The organism is Campylobacter concisus, from assembly GCF_003049065.1.
Lineage (GTDB): Bacteria > Campylobacterota > Campylobacteria > Campylobacterales > Campylobacteraceae > Campylobacter_A > Campylobacter_A concisus_BE.
Map to the genome: position 1 here is coordinate 55,006 of NZ_PISC01000009.1, position 22,813 is coordinate 77,818.

Sequence of the window (22,813 nt, forward strand, 5' to 3'; positions counted from 1 at the left end):
ATATTTCCTTATATCACATATAGGTTTGCTCGTAAATTTTTGACTCATTTACGAAAACGATCAAGTAGCGCTCCCTGCCACTATTTGCCTCAAATTTATAACTAAAAGTGGATAAAAATTTCTCAACCACTTCTTTTCTCTCTTTTAAAAAGATACTCATCTCAAAACAACCATTTGATATAGCGTATCTATATGGCACGCTAAGAGATAGTAAATTTAGATCAAAGTCCAAGCTATCGCTGTTTTCATCGTAGCCGTTAATTGATATTTTAATGCTGCTTACTAGCTCATCTTCTATCTTTAGTCCAGCTAAGCTGATATGCTCTTCTCTTTTTAAATTTATCATCTCATCAAAGCTTTTTTCACAGTCTTTAAAGAGAAATTTAACAACCTCTCTTCCGATTAGATCGCATATTTTGCCATCATTTAAAATGACAAATTCCTCAGCCAGCTTTGCTCTTGAAATTTGATATTCGCTAAAATTTCGCTCAAAGCTAGCTGATTTTTGCATTATCGCTCCGTTAAAGCGTTTTGTTTTGCTTTTAAGATAGGTTTTAGCAGATAGTCAAGTATCGTCTTTTTACCAGTGATGATATCAGCTGAAACTATCATACCAACCTTTATCCTAAGTGGCTTCTCTTCGCTACCAAGATAGTTTTTCTCAGTTTCTATCCTAACTAGATAGTAGCTCTCGCCTGTTTTTTCATTTGTCTCAGTATCGGCACTGATCTGCGTTACTTTGCCTTTTAAGCCGCCATAAATACTAAAATCATACGCCGTAAATTTAACCATCGTATCAAGTCCAGGTCTTAAGAACGCAACGTCAGCTGGCTTAACCTTTACCTCGGCGATGAGCTTATCTTCTAGTGGGACGATCTCAGCTATGTTTTCACCAGGCTTGATGACGCCAGAGACTGTATGCACCATCATCTTACTAACGATACCATTTACCGGAGATCTTACATAGGTTCTTTCAACCCTGTCGCTTAGGCTGATTTGCGACTCGTTTATCCTTGCGATCTCAGCAGAGACTTCATTCAGCTCTTTTTTTGCATTGTTTTTAAATGCCAGCTTTGCCTCTTCTATCTTATTTTTTGCCTCTTTTATGGTTGATTCGACCCTTGGTACAGCAAGCACAGATGCGTCAAGCTCGCCCTTTAGGTCATTTACGCGTCTTTGAAGCTGGATATACTCGACCTCACTAACAAGACCTTTTTTAAAGATAGGCTCCATGATCGCTTTTTCTTTTAAAACAAGGTTGTAGCTATTTTGAGTTTGAGAAATTTTATTTCTAAGTTCATTTAGCTCACTTTGGCGTTGATGGATCTGCTCTGTTAGAATTCCTATTTGCTCATTTAAGTGATCGATGTTTGAGTTATGCAAGCTTATCTCATATCTTACGGCCTTGCTATTGTTCGCATCTCTTGTTTCGTTGTAGTCAAATTCTTTATCATTTGCTTCAGCATCAAGCCTCATAAATTTGGCCTGAAGCTCATCAAGTCTTAGCTTTGACTCGCCGTAGCTACTTGTAAAGTTTTTATTATCAAGCCTGATTAAAATTTGATCTTTTTTAACCTCATCGCCCTCTTTTACAAAAATTTGATCCACGATACCACCCTCAAGGTTTTGTATCGCTTGGTTTTTACCTGATGGGATGATCTTGCCGCTGCCTCTTGTTATCTCATCTATCTGTGCCCACGAAGCCCAGATAAGAAGCCAAAATACAGTTATACTAACTGCATAAAGTATCTTTTTTGAGGTTGATGGAGCTTTTGCCAAAACTGCTTCTGAGAGGCTTGACATAAATTTCAAGTCATAAGCATCGTAGTTTTTAGTCTGGATATTTGACTTGATGCCATCTACGCTATTTAAAATTTGATCTCCAGCGCTCTCTTGATCTTTTATGTCGCTTTTTTGAACTGGCTTTTCGTCTGGCTTTAAATTTTCATTTTGTTGATTTTTTATATCTTCTTGCATAATCACTTCCCACTAAGTCTAGCTAAAACTTCGTCTCTTGGACCATCTAGTAAAATTTTGCCGTTATCCATCACTATGAGCCTATCAACAAGATCGAGCATCGATGTTCTGTGAGTTACTAAAATCATAGTTTTATTTACGGTATTTACCTTTAAATTTGCTTTTAGCTTGCTCTCAACTGTATTGTCTAGTGAATTTGTAGGCTCGTCAAGCAAGATGATAGGGCTATCAAGCAAAAATGCTCTAGCCACAGCTATACTTTGACGCTGACCGCCGCTGATACCATCACCTCTTTCAAATACTGGCATATCAAAACCAAGCGGGTGAGCATTGACATATTCATCTACGCCACTTACCTTAGCAGCTTTAATGATCTGCATATCATCGACATAAGGAGCTTTTTGAACGATATTTTCTCTAACCGTTCCTTTAAATAGCACAACATCTTGTGGCACGTAGCCGATATTTCTTCTAAGGTCAGCTGGGTCAATCTGGTTGATATCTATACCATCAATTAGCACTGAGCCTTCAGTCGGTGCATAAAGGCCTAGGATTATCTTTTGTAAGGTTGTTTTACCAGAGCCATTTCTACCGATGATGCCTACTTTCTCACCCGGTTGAATGACAAAATTTATCCTATCAAGCGAGCCTTTTGTAGTATCTGGGTATGTAAAGCTAACGTTTTTAAACTCTATCTTGCCATCAAAAGAATTTCTTCTAACAAATTTCTTGCCCTCAGGTCTTTCAACTGGCATCTGCATGATCTTGCTAAGACTTTGGTAAGCTGTCTTTGTCTGCTCGAAATTTGCAGCTAGTGAGGCTACTTGACCCATAGGGGCGATCGCACGAGAGCTAAGCATAACAGCAGCGATCAAACCACCCATTGTAAGGTGCGTATCTTGTATCATATAAACGCCAAGAACGATGATAGCGATAGTGTTTAACTGAACCAAAAATGAAGTCACAGTTGTGATTGAAGTAGTGATTATTTTTGATTTGATGCTTCTGTTTGCTATCTCGCCAGTCGCCTCTTCCCAGTTCCACTGCACATGACCGCTAGCACCAAGAGTTTTAATGGTCTCTAAGCTACTAAGGCTCTCTATCAAAATTCCATTTTTCATAGCTGAAGCCTCAAATGTGCTCTTGATCGCATTTTGAAGTGGGTCTTTTATAAAAAATGTGTAGCACAAAATAGCTATCATGATGACGATAGGCACAAGCACAAGATAGCTTCCTATAAAGTAGGTAACTATCAAGAATATTAACGCAAATGGTAGATCAACAATGGCAGCAAGTGACGCAGATGAGAAGAAATTTCTAACTGTGTCAAATTCTTTTAAGTTGCTAGCAAATGAACCAACTGACTTTGGCTTATTGCTAAATTTCATATCCATTACACGCTCAAAGAGGATTGAGCTCATAATGATATCACTCTTCTTGCCTGCGATCTCAAGAAAATATGAACGAACAAATTTTAAAAATAGATCGATACCATAAACGACGCTCACGCCAAGTGCTAGAACCCAAAGTGTCTCAACTGCGTTATTTGGCACAACGCGGTCATAGACGTTCATCGTAAAGAGCGGGCTTGCAAGGACAAATAAGTTTATGATAAAGCTTGCTATCACGACATCAAAGTAAATTTTCTTAGAGCGCTTTAAAGTGCCCCAAAACCAGTGGTCATTACCAGCGTCGATAAGCTTTGTCGAGCTTGTATCTTCTGGGACAAATTCACGTTTTAGGTAGTAAGCATAGCCTAAATACTCATCTTTTAGCTTGCTTGTTTCTATCGTGCTAGTGCCAGTTGAAAGATCAGGCGTTATGATGTTTGCCATCTTTTTGTCTTCGCTGAAAGATTGCAAGATGCACGCTTTTTTGCCTCTAAGCATCAAGATACAAGGCAAAACTAAAGGCGAAATTTGATCAAGGTCTTTTCTGACAAGCGTCGATGCAAAGCCAGCACGTGAAGCTGCACGAGAAAATAAAGACTTCGAGCTCTTTAGTGAAAAAAGCTCGATCTCTTCGCCATCTTTTACAGGCAGACCGATAGTCAAAGCATCGGCACTATATGGGTTGTTATGAAGTTTAGTAAAGATCACCAAACATTGAAGCAGTTCGTCTTTTATCTTATCGCTATGCATCTATCATCCAATATTTTTGATTTCATCTATGTAAATTCCTTGCATATTTTTAATGCCAAGCTCAATTAGCTTACTCTTTTGCTCTTCACTCTCAACACCGATCGCAATCAAAATGATATCTTTTGAGCTTAAAACAACATCTAGTGATTGTTTTGTATTTGCTCCTGATTTATCACTTAAAAAGTCGATTAAGACGTTTGACTGGATCTTTACGTAGTCTGGATTAAATTCTTTTAGCTTCTCAATGCCTTTTGCGCTGAGTTCAAAGTGGTCAAATCCAAAACCAAAGCCGAGTTCTTTTAATTTTTTAGTAAGTCTAACTATACTTTCGATACTAATATCGTCTTTGTTTGGAATTTCTATATAGTTTTTAGATTTTGAAATTTGAGCGATTTTCTTAAGTGTAGCTTCAAGTTTTGAGAAATTTTCATCCGAGCTTAATATCTCTTTACCTAAATTTATCGCCAAGCTTCCTTGAGGCAAGATATTTTCAGGCAAAATTCTAGCGATTCTATTTAGGATATGAAGATCGAGCATCGCACCTAAATTTAGCTCATTTACCATTGGCATAAAGTATGATGCCATACGCCATTTGCCCTCGCTATCAACGAGCCTTAGATAAAGTTCATACTGCTCAAAGTTTGAGTCAAAACCAACTACTTTTTGAGCTGCAAATTTAAATTTATCATCTTTTATAGAATCAAAAATAAGCTCTTTGTATTTCTCTTTGCCGATGACTAAGGTGTTTTGATTTGCATTAAATTCCTTGCAAGTAAAGCAGCCGGCTAGTCTTGCGCTAGCCAAAGTAACGTCAGCTGATGTAAGTAGTGTCCTCATGTCAGTGCTTGGCGAGTACTCGACAATAGCAGCATTGACTGGGCATTCGCTATCATTTATAGAGAAATTTGCATAGAGTTTTTTAAACTCAGCCATGATCTTATCGTCTAAAGCTGAGAAATTTGATGAGTTTTTACCGTAAGAAAGCAAGATAAAGTCGTTGTCATTTAGCCTTGCAACGATCGCATTTTGGTCATTTTCGGTAGATTTTTCTTGTAAAATTTGAGCTATTTTAATGATAACGCTTTGCCATTTTTCAAAGCCAAGAACGCCTTTTAGCCCAGCAAGATCCTTAAAGCTAACAAGTGATGCAACACCGCTTGAATACTCTTCACTTGCCAAATACTCACTAAATTTAGTTTGAAAAAATCTTCTATTGTAAGTGCCGCTCATAGAGTCTTTATATAAAAGCTCTTGATACTTGCTAAGTGTTGCGGCTTCTCTTTCAAATATGTCTTGAACCTTGCTAACCATCGAGTTCATGGCGAGCACCATCTTTTTAAGGTCGGTTGTGAATGGAATTCTCTTTTGGATGATAAATTTATTATCAAGTATCGCTTCAGCTTGATCCTGAACCTTAACAAGCGGTCTAAATATCGCCTTAAGAGCAAAAAACGCCACGACAAGAGCGATGATGATCATTAAAGCTAGAAAGTTAAAAATATTTTTTGAGTTTGAGTAAAGCTCATTGTAGGCAAGTGCTGTGCTACCTTGAACATATAAAGTGCCAAATTTTGCCCAGCCAGTCATGATCTCGCTAGTTGCAACAGGAGCTTCAAATTTAGCGATCTTGTAAAACCACTCAGGGATATCTTTGACGATAGTTTGTTGAGAATTTTCTATAAGCACCTTACCATCTACGTCTTCAAGTTTAATGAGCTTGTATCTGCCGCTATCAAACATAGAATTTATCATCGTTTGCGCCAAAGACATATCCTCAGGATCAACAATCGGCTTTAAAGCAAGTCCAAGTGAGTTTGCTGTGTGTCTTGCGTTTTCACCGAGCTGGTCATTGATGTATCCATTTAGGCTCTTAAAATTTAAGTAGCCAACAGCCATAAAAATCACGATGCCAAAAGCTATCACAGCGATCATAATCTGTTTAAATAGCGTCATAAATCCTCTTTTCCTATCCTATCTATTAGTTCCATCCACTTAGGATTTTGTTTTTGATTTCCACCTGGTATTGCCTGACCAAGACCTTCTTGTTTTGCCAAGTATAGCGAATCACCGTTGAAACTATAAACTGGCACAAGGTCTGTTCTTTGAGTTGCGATTTTTATTTTACCATTTATGTTGTCTAAAATTAATGGAATAGACTTTGGTGTATCATAATATGCCAAAACCATATGTGCTTGGTTGTATCTTAAGGCTTTAACGTATGTGAAGTATAATTTTTGAGTTGGAATTCCAAGTTGCTTTAGGGTGAAATACTTTGCGATAACGTAGTCTTCGCAGTCACCAGCGCCTTTTCCTACAAATTCCATTCTGGTAGCCCAGTAATCTTTTTTATGCCAAAGTTGCATATCATCAACCCACCTAAAAGAGTTAAAAAAATCATTTACTTTTATTAATTTCTCTTGTTCGGTTGCATCTTGCAATGAAGTCATTAAAGAATTTAATGCCGATGCCCTTCTTCTTGCATCTTCTCCATAAATTTTAGCCACCTTTGCTATCGTCGTTTGTTTTATAAAATCCCCGACAGCATTTAATGCTAATAACGAAAAAAGGACGCTTAAAGTAAGCGTCCAGAATTTTGCTTTGACCCTCATGGTCATCACTTTTTAAATTTTTATCTTAAGTCGTTTTGAATACTGCAAGCGCCTTGAATATATCTCTTAGCAAAGCCTGGCTCAAAACTATCTGAAACCATACCCATGTTATCTAGCAATCTATATTTTGCATAAGATAGTGCAGTCTCAGTTGTAGCGATCTCTTTTAAAGCAGTGTTGTACTCGTTTTCTGCATCAAGTAGGTTGATAAGGTCGCGGCGACCGATTCTAAACTCATCTTGGTAAGCATCAAGTGTAGCTTTTGCATATTCAACGTGTTGATTTAGATATCCCATTTTCTCTTGGTTAAGAACATAGTTTTGCCATGAGAATTCTAAAGACTCTTTAAGCTCTCTTACAAGGTTATCCATAGTTTGTTGCTCTTGTTGAACAGCAAGTTGGCTCTTCTCTTTATCTAGCTTATCGTTACCTTTGTTGTAAAGGTTATAGTTTAGTCTTAAAAGAGCATCAAATGTTTGCTCTTCATAATCATCATATAAAACATTTGAATGATCATAAGCACCTGACACAACAAGATCTAGTTTTGGTAAGAATGGTGCATTTTTCTCTTTTACAACAGACTCTGCCATAGCGATGTTTGATCTTTGAACTAGAAGTGTTGGGTTGCAAAGAACAGCTTTATCATAAACAGCCTCTTTAGTGCTTGGTAATGGCAGGTTAAATTCAGGCATTACTAGGTTTTTAGCAGCAACTTTTCTTCCATATAGTTTTTCAAATGTAGAAAGTGCGTCTTCATAGTTATTTTTTGCAGCTATATAGTTTGATTGAGCCAAAGTATAACGTGATCCAGCTTGTCTCTCTTCAGAAGCTACGCCGTAACCTGATCTTGCTCTATCTTTGATTTGGCTATAAATTTCTTCATGGCTTTTTACATTTTCTTCTTCAATGTCAAGAATTCTCTTTGTTTGAAGAACTTGTAGGTAAGCATTTGCAGCGCTTAGTGTTAGTCTATCTGCAGCTTGAGCCACTGTGTAAGCAGCTGAGTCAAGTCTTGCGCTTTGAGAGTTGATTCTGTTTTTATCAGCGCCACCATTATAAAGGTTTTCAACCAAAGTTAAAGATGCGCCAGATACTCTGCCATCGCCTCTTCTTGTTGAGATGCCATCATCAAGACGTTTTCTCTCATATCCTACTCTAGCAGCTGCATCAAGTGTTGGATAGTAAGCATTTTTAGCTATTTTTAGATCTTTGCCTACTTGTAAGTAGTTAAATTCTGTAGCTTTTAAGCTTGGGTTTTCATTTAAAATAGTTTTTACAACTTGATCCAAAGTCAATACGCTATCATCAGCTTGTGTTGTAGCTGCTGCTTTAGGCTCTGCTGATATAGTTTGCTCTATATTAGATTTTTTAGCTGACTGAGCATTTGTTACAGGTGACTTAGCTCTCATTAAAGCATCTTTGTAACCTGACTCATTTTGAACTTTAGCTAACAACTCATTAGCTTCATTTTCAGAAACTGGAGTTGTATCAACATATAAAAACTTTCTTCCACCAACTTCATAAACGCCAGTAGTTAGTCTGCTATCTGATATTTTGCTGTTTACTTTGCTAACAGCACTATCAATTCTAGCAGCGCTATCATCTTGAGCGAATGAAGCTAGAAAAATCCTATAAGGGACATCTTGAGCAGACAGCAACGTTGCTGCGGCCAAAGCACTAATTGCTAACATCTTTTTCATAACTAGATCCTTTTACCTTTTTATTGTCAAGCTTTGGCTCGACTTTTAGTGCGAATTATACACCAAGAAATATTAAACGTATTTTAAACACTCTATGACAAAAAAATAATTTTTATATCGTCTTAGAAAATCGCCTTAAATTCTCTGGAATTTTCTTAAGATACTCATCAAAACACATTGCAATATTTCGTATTATCAGCGTTCCTGTCTCATTTACACTGATTTTATCTGTCGTAACATCGACAAATTCACTTAAATTCTTTAGCTCTTCAAGCTCATTTTTGAAATGTTCAAAGAAATTTATATGAAATTTATCCTCGACTGCCTTGATATTAAGCCCAAAATTGCTCATCAAACTCATGATCACACTTTTTCTAAGCAAGTCTTCATTACTTAGATAAATTCCCTTTGCGTATGGCAACTTTCCGCTATCGATCGCTTTTTCATACTCATCCATATCTTTATGATTTTGCGCGTAGTGTCTTTTACACTCACCGATACTTGTGATGCCTATGCCGATAAGATCAGCGCCACCCTTTGTCGTATATCCTTGGAAATTTCTATGCAAAGTACCATTTGCCAAAGCGCCAAAAAGCTCATCATTTGGCTTTGCAAAGTGATCCATTCCTATCATTTTGTAGCCATTTTTAGTTAAAAACTCAGCTGTAAATTTTAAAATTTCAAGTTTCACTTCTGGACTTGGCAGGGTTGTCTCATCAAATTTACGCATCGACTTTTTTATCCATGGCACATGAGCGTAGTTAAATACTGCAAGCCTATCTGGATCAAGCGTAAGAGCAAGCTCAAGCGTCTTTTTAAAGCTCTCCAGACTTTGATATGGCAGGCCGTAGATCAGGTCCATGTTGATTGATTTTATACCCTTTTGCCTAGCCATTTTTACGGCATTTTGAGTGATCTCATAAGGCTGAATTCTATGAATTTCTTTTTGCACTTTCTCATCAAAGTCTTGCACACCGTAGCTTATGCGGTTAAAGCCGTGAGATATGAGCACATCAAGCTGCTCGTTTGTCAAAAATCTAGGGTCTATCTCGCAGCTTATCTCAGCCTCTTTTGAGAAATTTTTAAATTTAGCCTTGATAAGTTTGATGATCTCATCAAGCTGAGTGGCATTGTAAAATGTCGGAGTACCGCCACCAAAGTGCATCTGCAAGACCTCAGTGCTTGTATCTAGGTGGCGAGCTAAAATTTCAAACTCTTTTTCTATATATCTTATATATCTCTCTTTGCGGTCCTCTTTGCTCGTGTAGATGACGTTACAGCCACAAAAATAGCAAGCACTCCTACAAAAAGGCAAGTGCAAATAAAGCGAAAGTGGCCTTTTTTTATCGCGGTTTTCAAGCTCTTTTACGTAAGCCTCATAGCTAAATTTATCGCTAAACTCCGGTGCTGTCGGATAGCTCGTATATCTTGGCCCTGGCCTTGAATACTTCACATACGCACTAAAATCAATCATCTGCCCTGCTCCTTGCCATTTGGATCATCTCTTTTATATCTACAAATAAATTTGGATGCTCTTTTTTGATATTTTTTACCAGCTTATCAAGGTCGATGTTAAACTGCCTGCTCTTTTTATCGTGAGCTATCTTTTTGATCTCATCCATCGCAACCACCCAAACATCGCTAAAATCAACTGGGATATTTTGCCAGATCGTCTTTTCAAGTCTTAGGTCAAAATTCTCTTTTTGCGACTCTTTTAAGGCCTCTATCAAAGCTGAGAACGATTGTACAGAAATGACCGTGTGTAAATTTTGATTTTCATCAATACCAAACCACGGCTCTTTCGAGTCCCAAGAGCCACTTTTTAAATTTAAAATGTGCTCGTTTGGATTTTTCGTTGAAACTATCTCAAAGACCGTTTTTTCAGGCTCGCTTAGCCCAAGGTTATTACCGATCTCATCTATCTCATCATATATATTTTTCTCTTCACTCATCTTCTTCTCTCATCTAACCAGACCATCACGCCCTTTTGTGCATGAAGTCTATTTTCCGCCTCGCTAAAAATTTCATCCGCGTGCCTTTCAAAGACCGCCTCGCTCACCTCGTAGCCTCTATAAGCTGGCAAGCAGTGCAAAAATATCGCATCTTTTTTAGCTAAACTCATCAAATTTTCATCCACGCAGTATCCAGCAAAGTCTTTTAGCCTCTTTTCTTTCTCGGCCTCTTGCCCCATCGATACCCAAGTGTCCGTAGTCACTACATCGGCACCATTTACCGCTTCTTTTATATCATTTGTGATAAAAATTTTCGCACCTGAAATTTTTGCGTTTTCATTGGCCATTTTTAAAATTTCAGCATCCACCTCGTAGCCTTTTGGCGTAGCGACCCTTAGCTCAAGTCCTAGTTTGCTTGCTAGCATGAGCCACGAGTGAGTCATGTTGTTGCCATCTCCTACGTACGCGACCTTCTCGCCTGCGCTAAATTCAAGCATGGTAAGATAGTCCGCCATGAGCTGCACTGGGTGAAATTTATCGCTTAGCCCATTTATCACTGGCACGCTTGAAAATTTAGCAAATTCTTCTAGTGTCTCGTGTTTATCGACCCTTAGCATAGCCATGTCACACATCCTGCTTATAACTCTAGCGGTATCACGTATAGGCTCGCCACGTCCTATTTGTATATCGTTTTTGCTTAAAAATAGCGCATATCCGCCAAGCTCATGCATGCCCACATCAAAGCTCACTCTAGTTCTGGTTGAGCTTTTTTCAAACACCATCGCAAGCTTTTGGTCTTTAAGATATGGCTTAAATTCTCTAGCCTTCGCCTCTTTTTTGATCTTACGGGCTAAATTTATCATCTGCTCGATTTCGTCTTTACTAAAGTCATTTAGCGTCAAAAAGTGCCTCATCTTAGCCCCTTAAAATTTTAGCCGCTTCTTTTGCGTGATAGGTGATGATCAAATTTGCCCCTGCTCTTTTAAAGCCGATTAATGTCTCCATCATGACGCGCTCGTAGTCGATGATGCCAGCTTTTGCGCCAGCTTTTAGCAGTGCGTACTCGCCGCTTACGTTATAGACGCAAAGTGGCAGAAGTGTTAAATTTCTTAGCTCTCTAACGACATCAAGATAGGCGAGTGCTGGCTTTACCATCAAGATATCAGCACCTTGCGCCTCGTCTTGCAAGCTCTCGTTGATCGCCTCCAAGCGGTTTGCGCTATCCATTTGATAGCTCTTTCTATCGCCAAAGCTTGGTGCGCTTTGCGCCACGTCACGAAATGGTCCATAGTAAGCTGAGGCAAATTTAGTCGAGTATGCCATCACTGGTAAATTCTCAAAGCCATTGCTATCAAGCGCCTCTCTTAGCGTTGCGATGATGCCATCCATCATACCGCTTGGTGCGATCATGTCGGCGCCATTTTGAGCGTGTATCAAAGCTTGTTTAGCTGAAATTTCAAGCGTTGCGTCGTTGTCGATGGTGTTATGCACGTGGTCGATTATACCGCAGTGGCCGTGGTCTGTATATTCGCAAAAGCAAAGATCGGTGACGACTACTAAATTTGGAAATTTATCTTTTATGGCTCTAAGTGCGGTTGCGATGATGCCATCATTACTTAGTGCATCGCTGCCAACGCTATCTTTTAGGCTTGGTATGCCAAATAAAATGATCGATTTTATGCCTAAATTTACTATCTCTTCGCACTCTTTTAAAATTTCATCGATACTCATTTGATAGACGCCTGGCATCGAAGAGATCTCGTTTTTAACGCCCCTGCCCTCGACCACAAAGAGCGGATATATGAAGTCATTTACGCTAAGGCTAGTCTCTCTTACCATGTCTCTTAAAGCTGGGTTTATTCTTAATCTTCTAAAACGTTTAAACATATTTTTGCCTTTTCTTTGTTAAAATGCGTGATTTTTAGCTAGTTTAGCACAGTTGGAGTAAATTTAAAATGAAAATAGAAATTTCAAACGCGGCAAATCTACCCTCAAGATTTGGCACTTATAAGGTTCAAGCCTTCAAAGAAGGGGCAAAAGAGCATCTTGTGATCTACAAAGAGCCTTTAAGCGAAGTGGTAAATCTTAGAATTCACTCCGAATGCCTAACTGGCGATGCGATCGGGAGCCTAAAGTGCGACTGTCGCGACCAACTTGAAGCGAGCCTAAAATATATCGAAGAAAATGGCGGCATGGTCATCTACCTGCGTCAAGAGGGCAGAAATATCGGGCTTTTAAACAAGATAAACGCTTACAACCTCCAAGACAAGGGCTTTGACACCATTGAAGCCAATCACCAGTTAGGTTTTAAGGCTGATGAGAGGACATACGAAGTGGTTGATTTTATCCTAAATCACTACGGCATAAAAGAGGTAAATTTACTCACAAATAACCCTTTAAAACTTCACGGACTAAGCTCAGTAAAGATCGTAAAACGCGTGCCTATCGTCATCAAACCAAATAAATTTAACGAAGGCTACTTAAAGGTCAAAAAAGAGCAAATGGGGCACATCTTGTGATGAAAAATGAGCTTTGCTTGCCAGCAGTTTTTGACGAAAAAGTAAAGGCTTACGCTCAAATTTTTGCTAAATTTAACAAGGTTCATAGCTTAAGCAACTATAAAGATATAAGCGAGCAGGTGCTTGATAGCATAAAGCCGCTTGAAATTTTTGATCTAAGTGCCAAAACGGCGGTCGATGTTGGTAGTGGGGCTGGCTTTCCAGCGATATTTTTAGCACTTGCTATGCCGCAAACGAAGTGGCACCTTTTTGAGCCGATAGCCAAAAAGTCATCATTTCTGAGCTACGCTAAGATCGAGCTTGGTTTGCAAAATTTAGAAGTTCATAGCCAAAAAATCGAGCTTGCAGATAAATTTACAGCTGATCTCATCACCTCAAGGGCGCTTAGCAAGACAAAAGAGCTTATAAAAATTTGTGAGGGATTTTATGATGAGAGCACTAAATTTCTCATCTACAAGGGCTCAAGCGTTATGGAGGAAATTTCAGGCATCAACGCGCAAATTTATAATGAGAAAAACAGAAACTACATATATTTTAATCTCAAAAATCAAGGGGAGATACGTTGAAATACTTGCTTTTTGTAGCGATTTTGGTTGCGATTTACATCATATTTTTTAAAAATAGAAAAAAAAGCGACAAGATAAGCACCAGCAACTTCGAGGAGTGCAGCAAATGCGGTGTCTTTAGCGACATCGACCAAATGGTGCTAAGGGACGGAAAATACATCTGTAAAGAGTGCATAAAGGGTGAGAGATGAAAATTTTGGGTGATGAGCTGATCAAATTTGAACCGCTATTTCTTTGCAAAAGTGAAGATGAAATTTCAAGCGGCAGGCAAAATCTCTTTAAATTTGATAGAAATTTGATAAAAAGGGCGTTAGAGGCTGGAGCAAGCTTTAGCATCATCGCAAATGACATCAACGAAGCTATCATCGCAAACGCCGCTGGAGCAAAATTTATTATTGCCGATATTACGCTAGCAAAAGATCTGGCAAAAGTTGCGCAAAACTACCTATTTGACGCACTGATCGCCGTTTTGATCCAAAGTGAAGCAAGCCTTTGTGAGCTTGCGAAATTTGAGATCGACGCAGCGATCCTGCCAAATGCTATAAAAGAATAAGGACAAAAATGGAAATTTTCAAAACCGCTTTTTTAATGGTTGCTTTAATGCTAGTTTTTATCGCTGTTGGCGGCTACGTTGGCGGCGAGCAAGGCATGATGATCGCCTTTTTGATGGCAGCTGGTATGAACCTATTTTCATACTTTTTCAGCGACAAACTCGTGTTAAAAAGATATAACGCCATCCCAGTCGATGAGAGCAACGCCCACGGCCTTTACGAGATCGTCTCTCGCCTCACACAAAAGGCAAATTTGCCGATGCCAAAAATTTACATCATCCCTGAAGAGGTGCCAAATGCCTTTGCCACAGGCCGCAACCCAAGCCACGCAGCCGTCGCAGTAACCGATGGGCTTTTAAAAATTTTAAATGAAAACGAGATCGAGGGCGTGCTAGCTCACGAGCTAAGCCACGTAAGGCACTACGACATCCTAACTGGTTCAGTCGCAGCCATACTAGCTGGTGCCATCGCGATGGTCGCAAATTTCGCCAAGATAGGCACCGTAGCAGGGCAAAATCAAAACTCGCAGCGAAACGCCAACCCAGTAATTATGCTAATCATCGCCGTTGTGATGCCTCTAGCTGCCACGATCGTCCAAATGGCGATCTCAAGGGAGCGCGAGTACAAGGCGGACAAAGGCGCAGCCTATCTAACAGGGCACCCAGAGTGGCTAGCTAGCGCACTAAGCAAGCTTGAGAACTACTCGAATTCTTACGTCATGCAAAACGCAAGCGAGCAAAGCGCACATATGTTTATCGTAAATCCATTTGGCTCGCTAACCAGCAAGCTTGGCGTGCTTTTTAGAACGCACCCAAGCACCAGCGACAGGATCGCCGAGCTTCAAAGACTAGAGCAAGAGATAAAAAGAGGTATGTAAAAATTTAGCCCTTAGCAAATTTAGGCTAAATTTTTTTGGTTTAAATTTTAAAATTTGCAAAGCAATCTAATGAAATTTATAAATTTTATTTATCAAAAGGGAGACAAGGGGACTCGAGTTACGAGGCCGTCCCCTTATCTCCCTTTAGATCCCTCAATCCCCTCGCACGTTAGAGGGACATGCAATTGTGCTTCGCACTGCATGCGTTTTGTGCAATAGAAAGTCAAACAAATTTTAAAATTTCATGAACGAGTAATTTTGGCTCTGATTTTAGTGGAGAGCTTTGCGAAACCTAAAATCAGTAGTCAATTCTTGCGAGTGAATGGAATTTTAAAAAATTTGCTTATGATACAACTTTATTAAAAAATGAAGACAAGGGGGCTTGAATTACGGTCTGCTTGCAGTTGCGAGCTAGCGAAGCAAAGCCGTCCCCTTATCTCCCTTTAGATCCCACAATCCCCTCGCACGTTCAAAGTGCATGCGATAGCACTATCGTGCCGCATGTGTTTTTTATGCCAGATAAACTCACTCAAATTTTAAAATTTATGAGCGAGCATATCACGGCTCTAAATCTAGTGCTAAACATAGTGAAGCCTAGATTTAGTAGTCTGCTAAGGCGAGTGAGTAAAGATTTAAAATTTGTAAATTTGCTTTGTTAAATCAAGTGAGTGTCAAGTAAATTTTAAAATTTCATGAGCGAGTAATTTCGGCTCTAAAATTTGAGCTAAGCGATAAGCGAAGCCAAATTTTAGTAATCAATTCTTGCGAGTGAATGGAATTTTAAAATTTGCAAAATAGTTTTTTAGAAATTTAAAGTTTTTTTCTTTGTTAAGGGGGAAGAGGCTTGAATTACGACGTCGCTCTCTTCCCCCTTAACGATCCCCTAACTCCGACAACGTTAGAGGTGGCATGTGATCGTGCTGACGCACTGCATGCATTTGTGTGAGAGAATTTATAGCAAATTTTAAAATTTCATAAACGAGTAATTTCGGCTCTAAAATTTGAGCTAAGCGATAAGCGAAGCCAAATTTTAGTAGTCAATTCTTGCGAGTGAATGGAATTTTAAAATTTGCAAATGTTCATATCTCAGCTCAAAATTTGGTGTTTTATTAAGGTAAGTGAGCAGGATTTTAAAATTTGCAAAGCAATCTAATAAAATTTAAAACCCAAAAACTGAAATTTAACCCCAAATTTCACTGCAGTCTCTTGCAATCTTCATCTTTTATAGTGTATTCAAAGATTAGTTCGCCGTTTTCTGAGTAGAAAATTTCATCCATACTAACACCGATGCTTAGCATATTTAAAATTTCTTTATCCTTGCAGGCGGTTCTTAAATTCTCTTTTTTTATAGCCTCGATAAATTCCAAAAGCTCTTTTTCTTCAAGCCTTTTGATCTCTTGTTTTCTTGCGTGTTTGACGGCGTATCTGTAGATGAGCGTATCGCCCACATTTAAGATATCATTAAGAGTTAGCGTAGGCGTGCAGATAAATGGGAGCTTTTTTTTGTAGTATATTGCGTGATTTTTCGCTGCCATATCTGGCGTAAGAGCCAGAGCTAGCGAGCAAAAAAACAGCGCAAAAATGGCTACTCGCAACTACTCTTATCCAGCTTCAAATCAAAAAGATGTCTGCCCTCAAAGCCGTAGCTACCACTTAGTGTGATGCCGCGATTTAGCGCAGCCCTTGCCATGCCTGAGTTGCAAAGCGCCTCTTTTCCGTTTTGATAAAATTCATCTTTTAAAGCCGAAATTTGAGCCTTGTTGTAGCCTTTTAGCTTCTTTGTCTTGGTCTCATTTAAGACAAACTCGCCATGTATGTTTAGCCCGTCGCTGCTCACATCTTTTAGCGTGATCATCTCATCGACCCTGCTTGGCAAATTTGGCTTTGCAGTTTGGACGACAAAGGCTGGGATCTGCTTTGTATCAAGCTGATTTAGTATCTGCTCATAGACTTTAAACTCACTCTCTTGCACACCAAAAGCAAGGCTTACAAGAGCTAATAAAACAAACTTTTTCACATATTACCTTTATATAAATTTTCTAGTGATATTTGGCGAGAGTTTGACCAAGATGTCGTAGTTTATCGTGCCAAAAAAGTTAGCCCAAACATTTGCGTCCTCAAAGACACAGACCCACTCGCCACTATCTTTGCAGCTAAAGCTATCCATCGAAATTTTGCCAAGTACCATCTCGCCGTTTGCAAGTCTTAGCTCGCCATCTCCGCCATATCTTAGCAGTCCGTCGCCATATCCAAGGTCGTAAGTAGCGACGTTTATATCATCTTTTGCTATAAATTTAGCTCCATATCCCACACTTTGACCACTTTTTAAAACCCGCCTGCTAACGCGCTTTGCCCAAAGTGAAAGCACTGGCTTTAAATTTAAAGAGCCATTAAACTGGGCATATCCATACTGAGCGATACCCACACGCACCATCTCATCTTCAACCGCGCTAGCTCTTTCAAGGGCGGCTGAGTTGTGAGAGTGAAAGATCGGTTTTTTTATACCAAACTCATCGCAAAGAGCTAAAATTTTCGCTTTTGCGGCGTTAAAGTTTTCTCTTTGCACAAAGTAATCAGCATTTAGCTCATCGCTTGCGCGAAAGTGAGTATAAGCGCCAAGAAGCTCTAAATTTCTTCTAGATAAAATTTCAAATGCATAATCAAGCTCGTTTATATCAAGCCCATTTCTATGCATGCCAGTATCGATGGCGAGGTTGATTTTTGTATTTTCTTTTATCTTCAAAAGTGCGTCTATGTCGTTTATGGCGTAGGTAAATTTAGCGCTCTCATCACCTGTTGGGATGTGCGAGAGGATCAAGATATTTTCAAAGATATCAGCGATCTCATTTGCTTCAAATTCGCTCTTTACAGCGCAGTTTTTTATGCCAAATTTCTTAGCCTCGCTAGCTATGAGTCTTGCGCCGTGCCCATAAGCGTTATCTTTTAGCACGACGATCACTTTCTCTTTTCCGCCAGCTTTGTCACAAATTTTAGTTAGATTGTGGATATAGGCTGCTTTGTTTAGGCGTATCTCAGACATTGAAATTCACATTATAAGCTTTATAAACGTCAGGCAAGAGCTTTCTTACGTTGTAGTCAAATGCATAAAATTTAGCGTAAATTTCTTTTAGATCAGCCTCTTTGACCTTGCTAAAGTCAAAGACGTCAGTGCCATTTTTCTTTGGCACTTGGCGGTCTAGCTCAGCAAAAAACGCAGACCTCGCCTCTAAAATTTTCTCTATCTTCTCTTTTACTTCTTGAGATTTTTCCACTTCTACTCCTCTATAAAAATTTTCATCTCATCACCATAAAGTTTGACATAAAGGGTCTTTTGACCTGCAAATTTATGCGTATCAGCAGCATAATCCTCATAAAAACTCACGCGAAAGAGCTTGTCGTTTTTAAGGTTTGGATAAGGCGTGATGAGAAAATTTGAAAAAGCGATATGTTTTTTCTCTTTTTTAGCAAAGATCGCTCGTTTCATATTTTTAAAATTTTCTAAACTCATGCCGTCATATCGTTCAAAATCTTTATCATAAAATTTCAAATAGCTATCGATATCACTCTCGCTCCAAGTCTTCTTCCAGTTAAGAATTCCAGAGATGATCACCGCTATGTCGTTCACGCTTGCTTCTGGGCGCTTGTCCTCGTAGATAAATGCGAGCGTTTTTTTATGGTCTATAACTTCGTCAAATTTCATCAAGATGTCATTTTGCATAGCCACGCAGCCTTTTGTCTTTAGCTCATCTGTCCTTTGACCATCGAGCGGATAGCCATGTATCCAGATGCCGCTGCCATTACGTTTTGCAAGTTTATCAAGTAAATTTGGATATGAAAGAGAAAAAGCAAGTGGGCCAAGATATCTGTCATTTGGCGTAAATCTACGTGTGAGCTGATAGACGCCAACTGGCGTTTTTAGGTCGCCCTCAAGTAGTTTATCGCCATTTTTGCCAACGATGACGCTTGAGCTAAAGAGTTTTTTTGTAACTCCGTCTTTATAAGAGATGACCTCAAGCTCTTTGTAAGTCTTATCGACCACGCTTAGAAGTATCTCGTTGTCGTAATATCCGTATCTAACATCCTTGTCTTTGAGCTTGTTTAGCCAGTAGTCCTTACTTAAAATGTTCTTTTCAATGGCTTCTATGACGGCAGATGGACCATTTTTTAAGTAAATTTCTTCGTAATTTTGGGCAAAAAGACAAGGCGCTAACGCGATGAAGAAAAATAGTATCTTTTTCAAGTGAAGTGTCCCAAAAAGTAAAATTTAGTGCGTAATTATAACCTAAAAAATTTCAATTTTTAAATTTTAAAGGGAATTTTAGTTTCTTTATATGTATAATCTGAAAACCATTATTAATTTACCATAAAGGAAAAATATGAAAAAACTTGTTTTTGGTGCATTGCTTGCGGCTTCTACACTAATGGCGGCTGACATCAGCCTAGAAAATGTCAGAGCTAGAGACACAAAGCCTGGCACAAACAACAGCGCTATTTTCATGAATATCAAAAATGCTTCAAATGCCGATGTAAAGCTAGTTGGCGTTCATTCAAGTGTTTGTAAAAGCACTGAAATTCACACTCACAAGATGGAAAATGGCATGATGGCTATGGTTCAGGTTGAAGACGCTGTTATCCCTAAAAATGGCGAGACAAAGCTAGCACCTGGTGGTCTTCACATCATGCTTATGGATCTAAATAGACCTATAAAAGATGGCGACAAGGTTGATCTGGAGCTTAAATTTAGCAATGGCGAGAGCATCAAGCTTGACAATATCGGAGTAACCAAAAACTTTAAATAATGAAAAAAATTCTAATCCTTTTTTCACTCATCTTTATCGTAGCAGGCGCTTTTTGGATAGGTCATAAATTTATGGTCAGCAAAGAGGATCCGCCTGAATTTTCCGATGTAAATACATCGCTTGATCCTCTAAAATGCGATCTAAACAAAGATGCTTGCGAGGTGAAATTTAATGGCGTTAAGCTAAAGATAGACATCTCGCCAAGACCGATCTTTGCGATGAGGCCATTTAGCTTTAAGATCATTAATGGCAAAAATTTAGGGCTAAAAGATCCAAACCTTGTAATCGATGGCATAAACATGAACATGGGTTCTATAAAGGCAAGGCTTGATCAAAGAGGTGATAATCTAATAGCACAAGTCGTGCTAAGTGCTTGCGTAGTCGATCTTATGAGGTATAGGTTTAAGCTGCTTGATGGCGAAAAAGAGACTGGATTTTTTGTCGATCTTGATCTAAAAATGTAAGGGCAAATGATGAAAAAGACACTTTGGGGCTTAATAATAATCTTAATATGCGCTGGTCTTGCGATGCTTTTTATAAAGCCGAACAAGTATGATTTTAAGGCGCTTTCAGAGCATGGCGAAGTGAGCCTTAAAAACTATAACGGCAAGTATAAAGCGATATATTTTGGTTATCTTTACTGCCCCGATGTCTGCCCTACTACGCTCTCTCTTGTGGGCGATGAGCTAAACAGACTAAAAAGAGACGACTTTGAGCTACTTTTCATCACTCTTGATCCTGATCGTGACACGCCTGAAAATTTAACCCTAATGGCAAAAAATTTCTACAAAGATGCAGACGGACTAAAGATGAATGATCTACCAAAAGTTGCTAAAAACTACGGCGTAAAATACCAAAAAGTGCATCTTAAAAACTCTGCTATGGGCTACTCTGTCGCTCACAGCTCCGCTATCTATCTGCTAGATAAAGATGGGAATTTCTACAGTGAAATTTCAAATTTAACTAATGAAAATATCAGAGAAAATCTTTTAAATTTAATAAAAGATAGACCTTAAATTTATCTTTTAGATCAAAATTTCTTACTTTTAAAGAAAAACTTCTTAAACAGCTATACAATTCTTTTTAAACTAGCCGATATTGCGACAATGTAAATCATATGTAAAGGAATTCGTGTGAAGTCAATCACCAATAAAATAGCACTAATGCTAATAGTTGCTCTATGTATATCGTTTGTGGCTATGTCAGCTGCTAGTTACTACACTGCCCAAAACAAAACAACCGAGCTAGTCACGCAAACACAGCGCCAAATTCTAAAAGATGTTAAAAATGCAATGGATACATTTTTTAATAACAATATTCACATCGTAGAGAGCATGTCTTCTATCTTGTCTAAACTAGACGATAACCGCAACGGCATCGACGCCATCTTAGCTCAAGCCAAATCGATGTCAAATAAAGAGGTTGGACTTGTTTATGCTGGCTATAATGACGGTGCGATGTACCGCTCAAATGGCAAAAATGAAACTCCAAAAGATGGCTATGATCCAAGAGCTAGAGACTGGTATAAACTAGCTAAAGAAAAAAATAACATTACCTTTACTGATCCTTACGTATCTGCATCTTTGCAACAAATGGTGATAAGCTTCGTTGCTCCTATAAAAGACATCGGTGTAACAGCGACAAATGTTAGCATCGAAGAGCTAAGCAAAGAGATCATGAGTATCAGCAAGACTGATTATAGCTATGCTTACGTAGTAGATAAAGATGGCAAGATCATCATCCACCCTGATAAAGATCTAGTCGGCAAAGACAATCCAACCACAAGCAAGCTAGTCGCTAGATATAAAAATAAAGAATTTAATGAAAACGGACTAATTGCCTATAAAAATACAAAGGGCGAGGATAGATATGCTGACTTTATAGAACTAAACGATCGTGGCTGGCTGGCTATCTCTGCTATGCAAAAAGATGTATTTACGTCAAATACTTTACCCCTCCTAAAGATCCAGCTAATCCTAGCAGTGCTATTTATCGTTATCCTCTCAGCATTTGTCTATTTCTTACTTAAAAAGTCTCTTAACCCTATAAAAACTATCCAATCTAAGCTTGATGATCTATTTAAATTTGTAACTTACGAAGCAAAAGCACCAAGCAAGCTAGAGGTAAGATCAAATGATGAATTTGGTGAGATGAGTAAAGCTATAAATGAAAACATCGACAAAGTCGTAGCTGGCATCAAAAAAGATAGCACTATGATAGATGAGCTAAATAAGGTAGCAAATTTAATGATTAAAGGAAACCTTGGAGCAAAGATAGGCTCAACTCCAAACAACCCATCGCTAAATGAGCTAAAAGAGCTACTAAATAAATTCTTTACATCTATCTCAGCAAATTTAAAGGGCATAACAAATGTTCTTAGCTCATATACTAAAAACGACTTTACAGCAAAGGTTGAGATAAATGAAGAGCTAGAGGCCGATCTAAAGGCTATGATACTTGGAGTATCAAATATGGGTGAAGTAATTTGCTCTATGCTAAACTCAAATTTAAATGATGCCAAGATGCTTGAAGAAAAGGCTACGACTCTGGCTTTGGCTATGAAAGAGCTTACGCAAGGTGCTAGCACACAAGCAAGCTCACTTCAAGAATCAGCTGCTGCAGTTGAGCAAATGTCTAGCTCAATGAATGCCATCTCTCAAAAGACAGCTGATGTTATAAGACAATCAGATGAAATTAAAAACATCATAACTATCATTAGAGATATAGCAGATCAAACAAATTTACTTGCTCTTAATGCTGCAATAGAAGCAGCCAGAGCAGGAGAGCATGGTAGAGGATTTGCAGTTGTTGCTGATGAAGTAAGAAAACTAGCTGAACGTACTCAAAAATCACTTGGTGAGATAGAAGCAAATACAAATGTATTAGCTCAATCAATAAATGAGATGAGTGAATCAATCAAAGAGCAAAGTGAAGGCATCAATATGATAAATCAATCAGTTGCTCAAATAGATCACCTAACAAAAGAAAATGTAGCAATTGCAAACCAAGCAAACGAAGTAACATCTGAAGTAGATGAGATGGCTAAAGCTATAGTTGAAGAGGTTAGGAAGAAGAGGTTTTAATCAAACAACACAAGCAACTACAATTAAACACAAAGCATA

24 protein-coding genes and 1 pseudogene are annotated in these 22,813 nt (G+C 38.6%); 10 read left to right on the forward strand and 15 right to left on the reverse strand.

All coding sequences use genetic code 11. The features are described 5' to 3' along the window. Window positions 1-13: 13 nt before the first annotated feature. The 10 genes from CVS81_RS08205 to hemB all read right to left on the reverse strand — a co-directional run bounded on the left by CVS81_RS08205 (window position 14) and on the right by hemB (window position 12,266). Window positions 14-511 (reverse strand): DUF5416 family protein, encoded by a 498-nt coding sequence (locus CVS81_RS08205; protein ID WP_107965654.1) that lies wholly within the window; start codon window positions 509-511, stop codon window positions 14-16. Further along, entirely contained in the window at window positions 511-1,977 is a 1,467-nt protein-coding gene (locus tag CVS81_RS08210) for an HlyD family type I secretion periplasmic adaptor subunit (RefSeq protein WP_107965655.1), read from the reverse strand. Before CVS81_RS08210 ends, CVS81_RS08205 begins: the two co-directional genes overlap by 1 nt. 2 nt (window positions 1,978-1,979) lie before the next feature. After that, a complete protein-coding gene (locus CVS81_RS08215) occupies window positions 1,980-4,118 on the reverse strand; it encodes a type I secretion system permease/ATPase (protein WP_021085509.1) in 2,139 nt (712 codons plus the stop codon). Window positions 4,119-4,121: 3 nt separating this feature from the next. After that, on the reverse strand, window positions 4,122-6,071 hold the full coding sequence (locus tag CVS81_RS08220; RefSeq protein ID WP_107965656.1) for a LapD/MoxY N-terminal periplasmic domain-containing protein: 1,950 nt from the start codon (window positions 6,069-6,071) through the stop codon (window positions 4,122-4,124). Next, window positions 6,068-6,727 carry a transglutaminase-like cysteine peptidase gene (locus tag CVS81_RS08225; RefSeq protein ID WP_021089969.1) on the reverse strand — a complete coding sequence of 220 codons (660 nt, stop codon included), beginning with the start codon at window positions 6,725-6,727 and terminating at the stop codon, window positions 6,068-6,070. The genes CVS81_RS08220 and CVS81_RS08225 overlap by 4 nt, the downstream gene beginning before the upstream one ends. A 20-nt stretch (window positions 6,728-6,747) precedes the next feature. After that, the gene (locus tag CVS81_RS08230; RefSeq protein ID WP_107930365.1) at window positions 6,748-8,427 is read right to left on the reverse strand and encodes a TolC family outer membrane protein; all 1,680 of its coding nucleotides are present in this window, start codon (window positions 8,425-8,427) and stop codon (window positions 6,748-6,750) included. Between the two features lie 112 nt (window positions 8,428-8,539). Next, window positions 8,540-9,901 carry an oxygen-independent coproporphyrinogen III oxidase gene (gene hemN / locus CVS81_RS08235; RefSeq protein WP_107965657.1) on the reverse strand — a complete coding sequence of 454 codons (1,362 nt, stop codon included), beginning with the start codon at window positions 9,899-9,901 and terminating at the stop codon, window positions 8,540-8,542. Next, a complete protein-coding gene (locus CVS81_RS08240) occupies window positions 9,894-10,379 on the reverse strand; it encodes a DUF2603 domain-containing protein (RefSeq protein WP_087583684.1) in 486 nt (161 codons plus the stop codon). Before CVS81_RS08240 ends, hemN begins: the two co-directional genes overlap by 8 nt. Next, window positions 10,376-11,293: an ornithine carbamoyltransferase gene (gene argF, locus CVS81_RS08245; RefSeq protein WP_107965658.1), complete on the reverse strand. Its 918-nt coding sequence runs from the start codon at window positions 11,291-11,293 to the stop codon at window positions 10,376-10,378. The genes CVS81_RS08240 and argF overlap by 4 nt, the downstream gene beginning before the upstream one ends. A 1-nt stretch (window position 11,294) precedes the next feature. Next, window positions 11,295-12,266 (reverse strand): porphobilinogen synthase, encoded by a 972-nt coding sequence (hemB, locus tag CVS81_RS08250; protein ID WP_107965659.1) that lies wholly within the window; start codon window positions 12,264-12,266, stop codon window positions 11,295-11,297. A 68-nt stretch (window positions 12,267-12,334) separates the two neighbouring features. On the opposite strand from hemB, the gene ribA reads away from it, so the two are divergent. The 5 genes from ribA to htpX are packed head-to-tail and all read left to right on the forward strand — an operon-like array spanning window position 12,335 to window position 14,892. Further along, window positions 12,335-12,898 carry a GTP cyclohydrolase II gene (gene ribA, locus CVS81_RS08255; RefSeq protein ID WP_103572161.1) on the forward strand — a complete coding sequence of 188 codons (564 nt, stop codon included), beginning with the start codon at window positions 12,335-12,337 and terminating at the stop codon, window positions 12,896-12,898. Then, complete coding sequence (gene rsmG / locus CVS81_RS08260; protein WP_107965660.1) at window positions 12,898-13,464, forward strand: 16S rRNA (guanine(527)-N(7))-methyltransferase RsmG; 567 nt, start codon at window positions 12,898-12,900, stop codon at window positions 13,462-13,464. Before ribA ends, rsmG begins: the two co-directional genes overlap by 1 nt. Continuing rightward, window positions 13,461-13,655, forward strand: a complete 195-nt coding sequence (locus CVS81_RS08265; protein WP_009294554.1) for a hypothetical protein — start codon at window positions 13,461-13,463, stop codon at window positions 13,653-13,655. The genes rsmG and CVS81_RS08265 overlap by 4 nt, the downstream gene beginning before the upstream one ends. Continuing rightward, window positions 13,652-14,017, forward strand: a complete 366-nt coding sequence (locus CVS81_RS08270; RefSeq protein ID WP_009294555.1) for a hypothetical protein — start codon at window positions 13,652-13,654, stop codon at window positions 14,015-14,017. Before CVS81_RS08265 ends, CVS81_RS08270 begins: the two co-directional genes overlap by 4 nt. Before the next feature lie 8 nt (window positions 14,018-14,025). Beyond that, a complete protein-coding gene (gene htpX, locus CVS81_RS08275) occupies window positions 14,026-14,892 on the forward strand; it encodes a zinc metalloprotease HtpX (RefSeq protein ID WP_107965661.1) in 867 nt (288 codons plus the stop codon). 1,193 nt (window positions 14,893-16,085) lie between these two features. Here the strand turns inward: htpX and CVS81_RS08280 are convergent. Genes CVS81_RS08280 through CVS81_RS08300 form a run of 5 tightly spaced genes read right to left on the reverse strand, consistent with a single transcriptional unit; the run spans window position 16,086 to window position 19,132 of the window. Continuing rightward, complete coding sequence (locus CVS81_RS08280) at window positions 16,086-16,427, reverse strand: hypothetical protein (RefSeq protein WP_199907169.1); 342 nt, start codon at window positions 16,425-16,427, stop codon at window positions 16,086-16,088. Window positions 16,428-16,477: 50 nt separating this feature from the next. Continuing rightward, complete coding sequence (locus CVS81_RS08285; protein WP_107965663.1) at window positions 16,478-16,909, reverse strand: peptide deformylase; 432 nt, start codon at window positions 16,907-16,909, stop codon at window positions 16,478-16,480. Between the two features lie 9 nt (window positions 16,910-16,918). Further along, on the reverse strand, window positions 16,919-17,932 hold the full coding sequence (locus tag CVS81_RS08290; protein ID WP_107965664.1) for an alanine racemase: 1,014 nt from the start codon (window positions 17,930-17,932) through the stop codon (window positions 16,919-16,921). After that, on the reverse strand, window positions 17,925-18,164 hold the full coding sequence (gene cmeU / locus CVS81_RS08295; protein WP_004317595.1) for a CmeU family protein: 240 nt from the start codon (window positions 18,162-18,164) through the stop codon (window positions 17,925-17,927). The genes CVS81_RS08290 and cmeU overlap by 8 nt, the downstream gene beginning before the upstream one ends. A gap of 2 nt (window positions 18,165-18,166) precedes the next feature. Further along, window positions 18,167-19,132, reverse strand: a complete 966-nt coding sequence (locus tag CVS81_RS08300; protein ID WP_107965665.1) for a L,D-transpeptidase family protein — start codon at window positions 19,130-19,132, stop codon at window positions 18,167-18,169. A 136-nt stretch (window positions 19,133-19,268) separates the two neighbouring features. On the opposite strand from CVS81_RS08300, the gene CVS81_RS08305 reads away from it, so the two are divergent. The 5 genes and pseudogenes from CVS81_RS08305 to CVS81_RS10225 all read left to right on the forward strand — a co-directional run bounded on the left by CVS81_RS08305 (window position 19,269) and on the right by CVS81_RS10225 (window position 22,774). Beyond that, window positions 19,269-19,691: a copper chaperone PCu(A)C gene (locus tag CVS81_RS08305; RefSeq protein ID WP_021088383.1), complete on the forward strand. Its 423-nt coding sequence runs from the start codon at window positions 19,269-19,271 to the stop codon at window positions 19,689-19,691. Beyond that, the gene (locus CVS81_RS08310; RefSeq protein ID WP_107965666.1) at window positions 19,691-20,155 is read left to right on the forward strand and encodes a hypothetical protein; all 465 of its coding nucleotides are present in this window, start codon (window positions 19,691-19,693) and stop codon (window positions 20,153-20,155) included. Before CVS81_RS08305 ends, CVS81_RS08310 begins: the two co-directional genes overlap by 1 nt. A 9-nt stretch (window positions 20,156-20,164) precedes the next feature. Next, on the forward strand, window positions 20,165-20,707 hold the full coding sequence (locus tag CVS81_RS08315; RefSeq protein WP_107965667.1) for an SCO family protein: 543 nt from the start codon (window positions 20,165-20,167) through the stop codon (window positions 20,705-20,707). A gap of 276 nt (window positions 20,708-20,983) precedes the next feature. Beyond that, window positions 20,984-21,505, forward strand: a pseudogene (locus tag CVS81_RS10220) (cache domain-containing protein); the annotation flags it as partial. Between the two features lie 744 nt (window positions 21,506-22,249). Next, complete coding sequence (locus CVS81_RS10225) at window positions 22,250-22,774, forward strand: methyl-accepting chemotaxis protein (protein WP_413784309.1); 525 nt, start codon at window positions 22,250-22,252, stop codon at window positions 22,772-22,774. Window positions 22,775-22,813: the final 39 nt, after the last annotated feature.

Coding starts and splice junctions, on each gene's coding strand:
- CVS81_RS08205 (WP_107965654.1), bottom strand. CDS start 511: ATGCAAAAATCAGCTAGCTTTGAGCGAAATTTTAGCGAATATCAAATT.
- CVS81_RS08210 (WP_107965655.1), bottom strand. CDS start 1,977: ATGCAAGAAGATATAAAAAATCAACAAAATGAAAATTTAAAGCCAGAC.
- CVS81_RS08215 (WP_021085509.1), bottom strand. CDS start 4,118: ATGCATAGCGATAAGATAAAAGACGAACTGCTTCAATGTTTGGTGATC.
- CVS81_RS08220 (WP_107965656.1), bottom strand. CDS start 6,071: ATGACGCTATTTAAACAGATTATGATCGCTGTGATAGCTTTTGGCATC.
- CVS81_RS08225 (WP_021089969.1), bottom strand. CDS start 6,727: ATGAGGGTCAAAGCAAAATTCTGGACGCTTACTTTAAGCGTCCTTTTT.
- CVS81_RS08230 (WP_107930365.1), bottom strand. CDS start 8,427: ATGAAAAAGATGTTAGCAATTAGTGCTTTGGCCGCAGCAACGTTGCTG.
- hemN (WP_107965657.1), bottom strand. CDS start 9,901: ATGATTGATTTTAGTGCGTATGTGAAGTATTCAAGGCCAGGGCCAAGA.
- CVS81_RS08240 (WP_087583684.1), bottom strand. CDS start 10,379: ATGAGTGAAGAGAAAAATATATATGATGAGATAGATGAGATCGGTAAT.
- argF (WP_107965658.1), bottom strand. CDS start 11,293: ATGAGGCACTTTTTGACGCTAAATGACTTTAGTAAAGACGAAATCGAG.
- hemB (WP_107965659.1), bottom strand. CDS start 12,266: ATGTTTAAACGTTTTAGAAGATTAAGAATAAACCCAGCTTTAAGAGAC.
- ribA (WP_103572161.1), top strand. CDS start 12,335: ATGAAAATAGAAATTTCAAACGCGGCAAATCTACCCTCAAGATTTGGC.
- rsmG (WP_107965660.1), top strand. CDS start 12,898: ATGAAAAATGAGCTTTGCTTGCCAGCAGTTTTTGACGAAAAAGTAAAG.
- CVS81_RS08270 (WP_009294555.1), top strand. CDS start 13,652: ATGAAAATTTTGGGTGATGAGCTGATCAAATTTGAACCGCTATTTCTT.
- htpX (WP_107965661.1), top strand. CDS start 14,026: ATGGAAATTTTCAAAACCGCTTTTTTAATGGTTGCTTTAATGCTAGTT.
- CVS81_RS08280 (WP_199907169.1), bottom strand. CDS start 16,427: ATGGCAGCGAAAAATCACGCAATATACTACAAAAAAAAGCTCCCATTT.
- CVS81_RS08290 (WP_107965664.1), bottom strand. CDS start 17,932: ATGTCTGAGATACGCCTAAACAAAGCAGCCTATATCCACAATCTAACT.
- CVS81_RS08305 (WP_021088383.1), top strand. CDS start 19,269: ATGAAAAAACTTGTTTTTGGTGCATTGCTTGCGGCTTCTACACTAATG.
- CVS81_RS08310 (WP_107965666.1), top strand. CDS start 19,691: ATGAAAAAAATTCTAATCCTTTTTTCACTCATCTTTATCGTAGCAGGC.
- CVS81_RS08315 (WP_107965667.1), top strand. CDS start 20,165: ATGAAAAAGACACTTTGGGGCTTAATAATAATCTTAATATGCGCTGGT.
- CVS81_RS10225 (WP_413784309.1), top strand. CDS start 22,250: ATGAAAGAGCTTACGCAAGGTGCTAGCACACAAGCAAGCTCACTTCAA.